Origin of the sequence: Spirosoma aureum (assembly GCF_011604685.1) — a bacterium.
GTDB lineage: Bacteria > Bacteroidota > Bacteroidia > Cytophagales > Spirosomataceae > Spirosoma > Spirosoma aureum.
On sequence record NZ_CP050063.1, the window covers coordinates 1,263,572 to 1,276,641 of the forward strand.

The 13,070-nt window shown below is 45.8% G+C and carries 13 protein-coding genes; 1 reads left to right on the forward strand and 12 read right to left on the reverse strand.

All coding sequences use genetic code 11. The features are described from left to right. Window positions 1–30: 30 nt before the first annotated feature. The 3 genes from G8759_RS05130 to G8759_RS05140 form a co-directional block, all read right to left on the reverse strand. Window positions 31–612 (reverse strand): LemA family protein, encoded by a 582-nt coding sequence (locus G8759_RS05130; protein ID WP_167205839.1) that lies wholly within the window; start codon window positions 610–612, stop codon window positions 31–33. 76 nt (window positions 613–688) lie between these two features. Then, complete coding sequence (locus G8759_RS05135; RefSeq protein WP_167205841.1) at window positions 689–2,140, reverse strand: DASH family cryptochrome; 1,452 nt, start codon at window positions 2,138–2,140, stop codon at window positions 689–691. A gap of 111 nt (window positions 2,141–2,251) precedes the next feature. Then, window positions 2,252–3,049, reverse strand: coding sequence for a DUF547 domain-containing protein (locus G8759_RS05140; RefSeq protein ID WP_232074137.1), 798 nt, complete (start codon window positions 3,047–3,049; stop codon window positions 2,252–2,254). 90 nt (window positions 3,050–3,139) lie between these two features. Between G8759_RS05140 and G8759_RS05145 the strand changes: the two genes are divergently transcribed. After that, the gene (locus G8759_RS05145; protein ID WP_167205843.1) at window positions 3,140–3,928 is read left to right on the forward strand and encodes an SDR family oxidoreductase; all 789 of its coding nucleotides are present in this window, start codon (window positions 3,140–3,142) and stop codon (window positions 3,926–3,928) included. A gap of 79 nt (window positions 3,929–4,007) precedes the next feature. Here G8759_RS05145 and G8759_RS05150 read toward each other — a convergent pair whose 3' ends face one another. The 9 genes from G8759_RS05150 to G8759_RS05190 form a co-directional block, all read right to left on the reverse strand. Continuing rightward, complete coding sequence (locus tag G8759_RS05150; protein WP_162390857.1) at window positions 4,008–4,667, reverse strand: response regulator transcription factor; 660 nt, start codon at window positions 4,665–4,667, stop codon at window positions 4,008–4,010. 126 nt (window positions 4,668–4,793) lie between these two features. Beyond that, complete coding sequence (locus G8759_RS05155) at window positions 4,794–5,603, reverse strand: sensor histidine kinase (protein WP_167205845.1); 810 nt, start codon at window positions 5,601–5,603, stop codon at window positions 4,794–4,796. A gap of 834 nt (window positions 5,604–6,437) precedes the next feature. Beyond that, entirely contained in the window at window positions 6,438–6,842 is a 405-nt protein-coding gene (locus G8759_RS05160) for a hypothetical protein (RefSeq protein ID WP_167205847.1), read from the reverse strand. A gap of 554 nt (window positions 6,843–7,396) precedes the next feature. Continuing rightward, window positions 7,397–8,023, reverse strand: coding sequence for a pyridoxamine 5'-phosphate oxidase family protein (locus G8759_RS05165; protein ID WP_167205849.1), 627 nt, complete (start codon window positions 8,021–8,023; stop codon window positions 7,397–7,399). 62 nt (window positions 8,024–8,085) lie between these two features. Next, window positions 8,086–8,502 carry a nuclear transport factor 2 family protein gene (locus G8759_RS05170; protein ID WP_167218719.1) on the reverse strand — a complete coding sequence of 139 codons (417 nt, stop codon included), beginning with the start codon at window positions 8,500–8,502 and terminating at the stop codon, window positions 8,086–8,088. A gap of 203 nt (window positions 8,503–8,705) precedes the next feature. Further along, complete coding sequence (locus tag G8759_RS05175; RefSeq protein WP_167205851.1) at window positions 8,706–9,266, reverse strand: TetR/AcrR family transcriptional regulator; 561 nt, start codon at window positions 9,264–9,266, stop codon at window positions 8,706–8,708. 184 nt (window positions 9,267–9,450) lie between these two features. Beyond that, window positions 9,451–9,927 (reverse strand): FKBP-type peptidyl-prolyl cis-trans isomerase, encoded by a 477-nt coding sequence (locus tag G8759_RS05180; RefSeq protein ID WP_167205853.1) that lies wholly within the window; start codon window positions 9,925–9,927, stop codon window positions 9,451–9,453. Window positions 9,928–10,387: 460 nt separating this feature from the next. Beyond that, window positions 10,388–12,385, reverse strand: a complete 1,998-nt coding sequence (locus tag G8759_RS05185; protein WP_232074138.1) for a S9 family peptidase — start codon at window positions 12,383–12,385, stop codon at window positions 10,388–10,390. Between the two features lie 88 nt (window positions 12,386–12,473). Continuing rightward, window positions 12,474–12,929, reverse strand: a complete 456-nt coding sequence (locus tag G8759_RS05190; RefSeq protein WP_167205857.1) for a hypothetical protein — start codon at window positions 12,927–12,929, stop codon at window positions 12,474–12,476. Window positions 12,930–13,070 lie beyond the last annotated feature (141 nt).

Sequence of the window (13,070 nt, forward strand, 5' to 3'; positions counted from 1 at the left end):
TCCATGCTCACGCCATCATGCCACTGCTCATTAAAACTGCACCGTTGGGGCGCTTTGTGCTGCTTGCGAAGCTTCGAAGAACCCTTTAACGGGGAATCCGAAAATACCGGCGAAGATATTATTCGGGAACGACCGTACGGATTGATTGTAAGTCTTAACGGCTCCGTTGAAATCGTTTCTCGAAACAGCGATCCGGTTTTCCGTACCTTCCAGTTGAGCCTGTAGCTCAGAAAAATTCTGGTTGGCTTTCAGATTCGGGTAGCTTTCTGCTACCGCCAGCAGCCGCGATAACGAACCGCTAAGCTGATCCTGTGCGGCCTGGAATTTCTGGATATTTTCTGGCGTCAACTGGCTGGCATCGAGTTTCATACCGGTTGCGTTTGCCCGTGCCTGAATAACTGCCGTTAGTGTGCTCTTTTCGAAGTTTGCGGCTCCCTGAACCGTCCGGACAAGGTTTGGTATGAGATCGGCCCGACGCTGGTATTGCGTCTGCACCTGCGACCATTTTTCCTGTACATTGGTGTCATTTTGAACAAGGCCGTTGTAGGAACTACAACCATACATGCCCAAAATCAGGGCAATAACCACCACAATAATTAATGTTCTTGACATGGTCTGTTAAGATGGGAAAAGTTGTTACTGAGTTAAAGTTGAACAAAACTCGTTAAATTGTAACCTTAAAACTACGTCAACGGTTTTTTTCCTCGATTGTCCACTTGTTTGGGTTGATGACTGGTAGGGGGTAAGTACTGCCCAGAACAACGCCATATTGCGCTTGTTCAGCCGATGATAAGGTATAAACCGTGTGAATCGTGTCCGCCGGAACTGCCGCTAGTTCCGGAAGCCAGCATTTAACGTAATCGCCGTGTTTATCATAGTGCATTGCCTGACTATAGATGTTGAAGTGGCGGTTTTCTCGAGGATCATTGCCAACGCCAGCAATATAATTCCAATTCCCCCAATTGCTACAGGGGTCGTAATCAATAAGTAAACTTTCGAAATAAGACGCTCCCCACGTCCAAACGATACCCAGGTCATTGGCCAGAAAACTACTGACGTTTTGCCGCCCTCGGTTAGACATGAATCCTGTTGCATTCAGCTCGCGCATGTTTGCATCGATAAACGGAATACCGGTTTTGCCGTCAGCCCAGCGCCTGAACCGATCAGAATCGCGAAGCCATGTTTTGGTTAAATTTTGCTGAATACCGCTTGGCTTAAAGAGCCGGGTTCCGTAGCGAAGCGCAACAAAGCGAAAGTAATCACGCCAGATTAGCTCAAAAATGAGCCAATAAGTTGATTCGTTTTTAACCCGTTCGGCTTCGTAGCGCTTGATTTCCTGATAGATAAGTCTGGGCGACAGACAGCCGAGCGATAGCCAGGCCGAAAATCTGGAGGAATAAGATTCGCCTAACAGGCTATTACGAGTCTCTTTGTAGGTCTTGATCAACTCATCTTCCCAGACGTAGCGTTGGAGTCGTTCCAGCCCCGCTGTTTCACCTCCTTTAAAGAGCGATCCTGTTCGGTTTGACTCCTCAATCTGTTTGGCAGAAAAGCCAAATGTCGCTAGCGAAGGGAACTCTTCTGAAGGAATGCCAGCAACGAATCGAATGGTTTTTGGGGTAGCAATAGGCTTTCTTACGTCGGAGTGGGCCTCTACTTCGTGGCGAAACTGGGTGAAGGTTGTGGGTAAACGCGAAACCCAGAAGGGTAGATCACGGACATGGTAAAGCGTTGATACCCAAAACAAATCAAGATCAATGTTAAGCGGTTTGAGCCGTTTACTCAGATCCGATTCAGTATCCGTCTCGTCTTCAGTGACCTCCTTGCTGGCGTAAACGGCTTCGGCCTCGCTGTCTTCGGCCAACTGAGCCAGAATTTTTGCGGAATGACCGACCCGAATGATCAGGTCAGCGCCTTTAGCCTGTAGCGACCTGCGTAGATCGGCTACGGCCTCAAGCATAAACTGAGCACGAAAGATGCCGGTTTTTCGAAAGCCAAGCTCAGGCAATTCCTCAAACCAGCGTGGTTCGAACACAAATACGGGAAGCACTTCGTCGGCCGTTTCGAGAGCACGGGCGAATCCTTCGTTATCGTGCAGGCGGAGATCGTTACGAAACCAGTATAAAATACGTTTGGCCATATCCGTTTACAATAGGCAGGGTTATAGTAGACAGTAACAATATCGGAAAAATACAGTTCCGCTCCTGTTCCATAAACTAGCCATATGGCCTGCTATAAACCTACCCAATGACTACTGTTCGTTCAGCGCCCAGTTGTAATCCAGAAATGAAATTGGAGTGTCCTTATTGATTTTCGTTTTTGAATACTGATTTACCCAGTACTCAATTGATCTGTTGTTTTCATTCCAGTCTCCTTTATACCAATCGAAGTATTTCGACAGGCTGGCCTTTTGGGGAGTAATGGCATTTTTTGCCGGATTATTCAGAAAATCGCTACCCTGATCATCGAGTTGGGCAATCAGCTTATTGCCCTCATAAGCTTCATTACGCAGACGGGGGCACGACCGGGCCGCACACACTAGCGCGAAATGAATACGTGGTTCGTTGAATTTCTTACGCAGCGTGCCATGTTCGATATTGTCGAGACTCATCTCCTCGCCACCAATTTTAAAAAATTTACTGGCCCAGGGTGTCGTTACGAAGGGAATCTTGATCTTGGAGCCAATGTCTTTAATACTGGCAACCGGGTAATGGTTTAGGATCAACAGAATGGTATACGCATTGTAGGCGTTTATCCAGTAAGCCATTTGGTCGTTTTTGCTCCACTTGTCGGTCGGAGGGTTGTTACTGATTACATCAAGGTATTTTTTCAACTCTTTCTCATCCGCCTTAAAACCTTTATAATTGACAAGCCCTTTTTCATTGACGTATTTTTTTAGAAGCCGGTCATAACTGCTATGATCAACTGGAGCGCTCGTTGGCAGCGCAGAACTGGTAGCTATATCGGTAGGAGGAGTAAACGCTGCCAGCCCAGCCAGGGTAAGACCGAGTAGGCCAATAGTCATTCCTTTTAGGATGCAACGTGTCATGAATTTTTCGTTTGTTTACGGATACATACGCAAGTAAGTCGTAAAAGGTTTAACCTCATACCGGCAGGTAGATATAACTAATCAAACGCAATGAATCTTGATTTAACCGGAAAAACTGCCCTTGTAGGTGGTAGCACACAGGGCATTGGCCGAGCTTCGGCCATTGAATTGGCTTTACTGGGAGCAAACATTGTTCTAATGGCCCGAAACGAAGATGCGCTTAAAGCCACGTTAGCCGATTTAGACATGACTAAAGGGCAAGTCCATCGTTACCTGGTCGCCGATTTTAGTCAACCAGGCGTTGTAACTACAGCTATTACGCAGCACCTGGCCCAGTTTCCGGATCTCCATATTCTCATTAATAACACAGGCGGTCCAGCGGGTGGTCCGCTGATTGATGCCAAACCTGAAGAGTTTGTGCAGACGTTTCATAACCATCTGCTCAATAATCAGGCCCTGGTTCAGGCTATCGTACCGGCCATGAAACGAGCCGGTTATGGACGAATTGTGAATATTATTTCCACCTCCGTTAAACAGCCCATTGTGGGCCTGGGGGTATCGAATACCATTCGGGGAGCGGTTGCGCAATGGGCTAAAACACTGTCGCTGGAAATCGCCCGCTTTGGTATCACGGTCAATAATGTACTGCCTGGGTACACACGTACAGCTCGTCTGGATGCCGTGTTATCGATGCGCTCAGGGGCATCCGGGAAAACTGAAGAGGAGGTATCTGCTCAAATGGAAAGCGAAATTCCGACGGGACGTTTCGCTACGGCCGAGGAGGTTGCGGCTGCGGTAGCATTCCTGTGTACACCGGCCGCGGCATCGATTAACGGGATCAATGTTCCGGTAGATGGTGGCAAGACGGGAAGTTTATGAGTAAATTATAACGTCGTAGCGTCGTAAAATGGAATTGTAGTCTTGACTAGTATGCTTATCAACTTTACGACGCTACGACTTACACCAAACTATTCTTAAACGCATAGGCGACCATTCCGGCGGTATTTTTCGTGCCGGTTTTTTCGAGAATGCGTAAACGGTGTCCTTCAACAGTACGTGGGCTAAGGAAGATTTTTTCGCTTATCTCATTGGTCGAAAGTCCTTCGCAAATCAACATCAAGACTTCCTTCTCCCGTTCAGAAAGCAGGATTTTGCTGTTGTAAAACGAATTCGCGGGCTTCGTGACCGTCGTTTTGTTTGTCATTTTGCGAAGCATCGCTTTGGAGACAAACTCATTTAGATAAACACCTTCGTCCATTACCTTCCGAATCGCTTTTTCAACCTCGCCCGCTTCGGCATCTTTGAGCAAATAACCACTAACGCCTTTTTCAAGCAAATGAAGTACCATTCGGTCTTCGTCGTGCATGGTCAGGACAACGATTTTGATAAGCGGGTAATTCTCGCGGAGATAGTCGGCCGTGGCGGTTCCGTCCATGACTGGCATTTGCAGATCGAGCAGTACAACATCCGGCGTTTTGCGGGGAATTCTTTCGATTAGCTCCTGTCCGTTACTTGCTTCAAGTAGCAACTCAAAATCATGAATCTGCCCCAGAATGGTGGCCATACCGACTCGAAATAGGGTGTGGTCGTCGCAGAGTGCCAGTTTGATTTTTCGCATGAGAGTGGGAGGTAAGGTTCTGTTCAGTACTTTGTTGATCTGTTGGTCGTCTTATTCGGGTGCAAGGCAAACAACCGAATAGTAAAAAATTAAGCAAACAAACGAACAACTGAACAGACAAGCAAATTAACCTAATAAAGCCACTGGCTGAGGAGCTTGTAAATGGATTTGTACATGAATTTGCGAACCTCTTCCAGGGGCTACATCGAAGGTTACGTGACCATCGACTACGCTTAACCGACTTTCAATATTACGTAATCCAAGACCTCCCTGTTTACTTTCGGTAACGGCATCAAAGTCAAATCCTACACCATCATCCATGACCGATAGTCGAACCGCATCGGTAATGCACTGTAACTGAATGGTTATGTGGCGGGCGCGGGCGTGACGTATCGCATTGTTAACCAACTCCTGGGCAATTCGGTACAGCATTAAATCAATGGATGCCGAAAGATGTCCCATATTTTCGGGGCAATCCAACTGCACCTTTAATTCACTATCATTGGCACGGTCGGCTAATTCTTCGAGTGCTGGCAACAAGCCAAAGCGTTCGAGTGTTGTGGGTACCAGGTCGCGGCTGATCCGACGGACATTCGTCATTGTTTCGTCGATCATCGAGCGGGTTTTCTGGACATGAAGATTTATTCGAATATTATCTTCATCTAACTGCCGCTCTAACTGATTCAGGCTCATTTTCGTTACCGAAAGCATGGTGCCAATACCATCATGCAGGTCTTCGGCAAGTCGCCTGCGCTCTTCCTCCTGCCCCCGGAAGGTTGCAGTCATCAGTTCTCGCCGGTGTTGCTCCTGCAATTCTTTAAGGGCCAGTTGCTGCTTTGCCTGTTTTTGCTGGTAATAGGCCACGAAGATGATGATGAACACTGCCATCATCAACAGCACGGCTGTACCAACGGCAATAACAAAACCAGAGTTCATCGATGTTGTGTCTAATTATGGCCGTAGCCAAATAAAGTAAAGTTGACTAAATTGGCCTAGATTTCAAAAAATAATAATTAACATTGAGCGAATGGTAAAAAGAAGGATTTATTTATAATGAATATAATTACTTGTCGGATGTTTATTTATAATAAGTTTTCACGTTCATATTTACTGAACCATATACCGATCGACGAAAGAACGACGAGCAGAATAAATAATACATTGTTAAGATTCCAATATGTATCAAATGTTCGATCATCAATTAGAGTAGGATTAAAAATAATTTCACTAAAAATAGAAATAAAAAAAGTACCTGTTGCATAAATAATTATGCCAGAACTTACCCAGAATAGGCTGTGAATCAGTATGTTCTTTATTCGCATGTCGGCCAAGGTTTTGTTGAAATACATTAATACCAATATGATTATATAGGCTCTATACGCGAATAATTCAACTGCTGATATTTCCAGAAATTTAAAGTAAGCTAAACAAATAATAGAAAAAAGTATAGATAATCCTATAATTAATCGTTTGGCCGAGGACGTTTTAAACGCAGAAATATAGGCAGTTGTTAAAAGTAATATTCCCCCAATAGGATATATATTCAGAACAAAAAGATTATTTTTCTTGATCAGGCCAAGCCAGATCATATACGTATCTCCAATAAGATACATACTGAAAAATAATAAGATAATTCTTAAATTATTACTTAAAAATTTATAGTTAATTATACCTATAATAATGGGTAGGATACTGCTAAGATCTGAGATAAAATCCAAAGGATATTTCTCAAATAGTAGCAGTAGCCTTTCCAGCATCATTTTGACTAATTTAATTAGTATCAGCGCAATGTCTCGGGCAGGGCAGGCCGTCTCCTAAGGTATCGCCATCTTCTGGGCCGTCTTTCAAACCACTCGTACTGTTTTGAATGGTAATATCCTTTCCTTTGGCATCAACGGCAGTTAATAATACACGAGGTTTAAGCTGACCAATGCCTTCCTCTGTTGGTTTCCCATCGATATCTTCCCACCGTTTGGCATGATGAACACGAATGCCAACGCAATCGGGGTGGTTTAAGAGTTGTTTTATCTGATTGATACCGAAATATTCTGAACGAACATAATCGTCTTTAGCTAAACCGACAGCTAATTTACGATCACGGTAAGCACTCGTCATCGACTTGGTTTCGTAGGGAGTAAGAAAACGGCCAGCGTTTTCAGTAAAAATAGCAGCCATACTATTGTCAAATAAAGAAGAAATTAACTGCCGAAAACTATTACTAAACGCTGGGCTTGTCAATTAAATGCAGGGGATTTGTGTATTATACGGCTCTATCCTAGCTTAATCAGGTATTTCTACGTAGTAAATTACGGGCTTCTGCCTATTTGTATTGCTCTATGCAAAAACAGGGTTTTTGCTCTTAAATACATGCTGGTGCGTGCGTTATCTTTGTATCGTAGCTGATGGCTAGCCACAGCAACGTTATTTTCTCATCTCATAGGTTAGGTTAGGAAAACCCTGTCAACGGATTGATTGACAGGGCTTTTTGTTTAATGCCCGAACAAACCTATAAGCCTCCTAAATACAGGCACTTAAATTGGGAGAAGATTGTCTTTGGTGCTTTACTTTTATTGATTCATATCAGTTAGTGGACCAATATGCCTACTTCCTGATGGCGGAAAATGGTCTGTCAAACACCAGTTATTACCTTAACATCTTATGGCAGTAGTGAAAAGGAAAGTTAACTGCCTGTCTAAAGGGAGTTTGTTAATAAATCTTCGTTCTTATACTTATCTATTCGTCTGGTTTTTCTCTTTGCTTAGCACCTCTACTTTTGCTTCTAACTGCGCGATATATTCCTTTAATGGTACTAAGACCTCGTTGATTTCATCTATAGTATACCGTGGGGTTATGTATTGGGGACAATTCCAGTCATAAGCCCGAACATGCAGTAATACCATGCGTTCGGACGTATGCTCCGAATCCGTCGAGTCGAGTTGACTCAACAGGTCGGGACGATCAGCTAGCTCAATGATTTCAGCTTCGGCATAGATTTTCAAGCGAGTTCGCCGGGCATAATCCATGAGGATCAGCGATACCTGTGGATGTGTCAGAATATTGCCAGCCGAAATGTATTGCTTATTGCCTCGATAATCGGTGAAACCAATTGTTTGTGAATCAAGAACTCGGAGGAATCCTTTGGGGCCGCCCCGATGTTGGATATAAGGAAAGCCATTTTCTCCGATACTGGCTAAATAGAAGCTATCGCGCTCCTGAATAAAGTTGATTTCGCGTTGCATTAGCCCGTTGAATGTCGACTGTTGCTCAACACGGGCATAAACCTGGCGGCTACCGGCCCGTTCCTGCAAGGCCTTAATGGCATCGGTAAAAGCCAAAGAGGCATAGTTTGTTGCCATTTTCTGACTGAGAAATATGTTGAAGTCAGTCTGGCCTTTTACAACACAGACTGGCTTTTACGTTAAAAAATTCTCCGTTCCTGTTCGGTAATGGGGGCATCATTGATGCTTGCATAGCGTTTGGCCATCAAACCGTTCTGATCAAATTCCCACAGTTCATTGCCGTAACTACGATACCACTGACCAGTTTCATCGTGCCATTCGTACTCAAAGCGCACGGCCATCCGGTTTTCCCGAAAGCCCCACAGTTCTTTTTTGAGCCGATAATCCAATTCGGTAGTCCACTTTCGAGTCAGAAAAGCTTTAACCTCCTCACGCCCGTTGATAAACTCGGTTCGGTTCCGCCATTCGGTATTCAGCGTATAGGCCAGGCTGACCCGCTCAGGATCTTTGCTATTCCAGGCATCTTCGGCCATCTGTACTTTCTGACGGGCCGTTTCCAGGGTAAAGGGTGGAAGGGGTAATCGTTGGGTAGTCATAGGTGTGTAAATCTGGTTGAGAATAGTTTCATCCCACATCGTGTCACCACATTCTTCGTTGACAAAGGGGACATCATCTAAGTCGTTGATCGCGGTCATGATTCATAAAGAGAATAGGCGGATTGGATTCTGGTATCCGCTAAGTGAAATGAATGAAGCAGTCTGCTAGGTTACCTTGGGTGCTCTTTTCCCTGCTCGATTCGTTAGTTAATGAGAAAATCAGTTTCTATGTCGTGTAATGCCTGCTCAAATAGAGTTGGCTGATTGAGGGTCTGTGCGAGAATTAACGAGCCCTGAATTCGAACCAAGGTCGATCCGCCCAAATGCCTGGATGTCTGCTGATCAAAGCCCAAATCCTGAGCCAGATGCGCAAAGGCATCTACCCATTTGGTAAAAATGGCGGCAATCGGCTGGCGGAATAAATCAGCAGCCGTACCATGTGACAAAGCCCGAAGGATACAAGCTAATCGCCCACCATCATAGAGCTGGCTAATTGAACGGAGCGCTGTTATAAGCCGGGTTTTGGGTGGAGCGGAGGAGTATAGCACATCCACTAGCTGTCGTTGATTCCATTCGGATACCTGGTCAAGAACGGCCATTGCCATTTCCTGTTTCCCTCCCGGAAAGCGATGATACAGACTGGCTTTCTGCAAACCGGTGGCGTCGGCCAGTTGGGCCATACTGGCACCATCGTATCCAACCGATCGGAATACTTCCATTAGTCGCTCGATGACCACATCGGTTTCTACTTTTACAGTTGCCATGTCATCTATTTTGACCTTATAAATGCCGAACGTTCGGTAAAATCAATAAGTTCATATACTGATTATTCAAGTGAAGTTGATTCGCAAATACATGTATGAATTGAATTCAAAACTGGCCAAAGCACTGGCTTATCGAGCACCTTTAGCTTTCTGATAGTATGCCGGCCGTCATAACGTTCTATCCTTACTCTGCTTTCAGCAGATCAATTTTAAAGATCAAAATGGAATTAGCGGGAATGCCTTCCTGAGCCTGGGGACCATAAGCCAGGCTGGGTGGCAGGTATAAGATGATAGAACCGCCAGGTGTAATTAAGGGAATGCCTTCCTGCCAGCCTACAATGAGCTGATCAAGGCCAAAGCGCACTCCTGATCCGCTATCGAAGGTTGTTCCGCTGGTGAGTGTGCCCGTATAATTGACGGTTACAGTCGAACACACCGTTGGTTTCGCACCAGAACCAGGCGACTGAATGTGGTAATAGAAACCTCGTTCATCCAGAAGAGCCGAAATCTTATGGCTGTCAATCAATTTTTTGAGGGCAGCGACTTCTTCTTGAGGTGCTTTCGTCGTAACAGTGGTTTGTGTACAGGGGGATTGATCCCCGGACTGGCAAGACACTGCGATCATCGCGCCCAGCAACAGCACTAAGATATAGGGTTTCATATAAGCAAATTTAGACAACTGTCTCGGGAAAGGCAGCGTTTAGCCAGGACAGTCGTCCACTAACGGGCGTTTAATACGTGTAAAATTAAGCTAAATAAATGATTGCTGCCTTTAGAAATGAGTGTTGCGAAAAACGTGTCTTTATTCTGTTCTTTCAGCAATTTCAGCACTCAACGGCTGCCCTAGCGTCGCGAGTTGCGGCCCCGCAAAAGGATTGTGTCGATGGCTATCGTCATGGCTAGATCGCTATCTTACTGAGTGAATGTTGGTCCAGTTCGATACAAGTAGTAAGCACTCTTGCTGAAATTCAGCATATTACCGCTTGCCTGTACTGGAAAACTGCTTGCTTCTACTTTAAGAAACTGGTTCGTCTGGGTTAGGTTTTTGCGGTTCTCCACCGGGACTGAAAATGGAGAATTAAGCGTAAAAAAAGATTAAACGGTTTCGGGATAACCGGCACCTACAGCGTTTTAGGTTTCAGATACTTATCAAACCATTGTAAATACCGATCAACGCGATCTTTCTGATAGCTGGGCACTGTGATGCCATGAAACTGACCTGGGTAAATAATCAACTGGGTGGGTATACCCAACGACCGAAGGGCCTGAAACATCTGCTCACTACCTACAGCAGGCACATTGAAATCTTTTTCACCGGCCATAAACATCGTTGGCGTTTTAATCCGGTCGGCTTTCAGGAATGGGTACGAGAGTTTTAACCATTTGTCGGTGTTTTTCCAGGGCGCTCCCAATTCATTCTCGTATTGATTGGTGTACTGATCGACACCGTACATCGATAACTGTAACGAACTACCGGCTCCGCTGGCTGCGGCCTTGAACCGGGTGTCGGTGGCAATGGTATAGTTGGTCAGAATACCACCGTAGCTCCAGCCGCCAATGCCCAGGCGGTCGGGGTCGGCAATGCCTTTTTCAACGACATAATCGGCCGCTCCCAGAATATCCAGCACTTCTTTGTTGCCCCAGTCGGCGTAGATCGCCTTTGTGTAGTCGAGGCCACGACCATTGCTGCCCCGGTAGTTGACCGCCACAACGGCATAACCACCCGCCGACAGTAACTGGCGCGTCAGATCGAACGAGAATTCATCCTGCGAAACGGGGCCACCGTGGATGTAAAATACGGTTGGTAGTTTTTTGTTGGCGGGCGTGTTGGCGGGCTTAAGCAGGATGTTCGATACCTGCGCTCCGTCTTTACTCTTTGAGGTAAACCCTTCGACAGTGGCCAGTTCGAGCGGAGCCAGGAACGCGTCGTGTACGTGCGTTAACCGGCGGGGTGTTCCGTTTTCGATGGCATATAATTCAGCTGGTGTTTGCGGATCGCTTAGTTGAGTCAGCCAGTTTCCAGCCGTTACAGATTCTAACTCACTGAATGATCGATTGCCTGCTACTATTTTAGTGAATTTGCCGTCTGCCAGGGCATAGTTGCCAACGTAGGTTTGGCGATCATCCTGAACCAGTACACCGATCGTTTGGCCGTCTTTCGCCCAGCGCGGATTCCGAACGGGGCGATCCAGTGCTTTCGACAATAACGTTGGCTCGCCCCCGTCCCGATTCATGACCGCCAGTACGGGTTGGTCATACATCAGGAAATTGCCCGAAGCGGTTGACCGTAAATAAGCAATTCGCTTGCCGTCGGGACTCCAGACCGGGTTGTTGTCGGAACCAGACCAGTTGGTCAGTTGCTTCATACTGGCTCCCTTGTGCGCATCGATGACATAGATATCGGTGTTCTGATTCCGATCAGGGTCTTCGCTACGGTTGCTCACAAACGCCAGTTGTGATCCATCCGGCGACCAGACGGGCGAGGTTTCGTCGAAAATGCCGGTTGTCAGCGTATCCAGTTTTTTGTCGGCTACATCGTAGACATACAAATGAACCGACCCTTTCTCCAGATAGCCTTTAATATCGGCCTTGAAATGGTAGCGATCGAGAACGTATGGCTTTCGGACCTTTGTTTTAGCCGAATCGGCATAGTCGGGGTCACGCAGGACGAGCGCGATCTTCTTGCTATCGGGCGACCAGACATAGTCTTCGAGGTCGGTTTTCAGGTCAGTTAATTTTTTCGCTTCACCGCCCCTGCGATCCATGAGCCAGATCTGGCCTTTGGTAGCTCCCTGCCGCGCCGATACAAACGAAATGTATTTTCCATCGGGGCTAAAGCGGGCTTTCGACTCGCCATCCGGACTATTCGTAAGCTGAACGGATTCTTTACCATCCCAACTCACCATCCACAAATCAGAGTTCCGTTTGTCTTTCGTGGTATCGACCGTCGATAAGCCGTAAGTTATCCATTTTCCATCGGGCGATAGTTGCGGATCGCTGATGGTTTGAAGCCGATAAATATCTTTTGGGGCGATCGGTCGTTTTTTAGGTGCTGTCTGCGCGAAACAGCTAAGGCTGGCAAGAGCAAACAGGGAGACAAGTAGAGGGCGGTTTGTCATGGTCATGTTAAACAGGAAAGAAGGCTACAAATTACGAAAAAAGCCGGTGGGTACCCACCGGCTTTGATAAAGTAAGAAGTAAAATCGATCACTTTCGATATACCCATTGAATCTTACCACTAGCCGTCGAGGTGCTAGATGTTGGAAGGGTATAAGTTAAAGGTGTGACTTGCGTAAGCTCTTCGATATTTTTGGTTTTAGCATATGTATAGGCGTCCTGCCCACCCGAATTGTACTTCAAAGTCAATGTGTTATTTGTAAAGTCCCAAGTCCCTTCTCCATCACTTACGCCAACTTGACGATAATTTTCATTAAATGTATTGTCTGCATATACATCTAAAGTAGAACCCTCTGAGTTTAAATAGTACAAGTCTATAGCTGCACCATTGATACTTAAAGAGGCAGGGAAACTGCTTGCTATCCCACGATTTAATTCCCATCGACCAACAGCAGCTGGCGGTGGTGTCGGATCACTACTTTTGCTACAGGAGATTAATCCGGCAAGAGAGATTACCAAGCAGAATAAATAGACGTAACGTTTCATAAAGAATTAGATTTTTAGAGTCAGAGCATGAAATGAGACAAGTGAGCGTAAACTACGAAAAAAACGAATAGGGCACTATGTTCAGTACGCTGAAATTGGACTTTTTGATGCTATGCTTTGGTGAGAATTTGTAAAAAAATA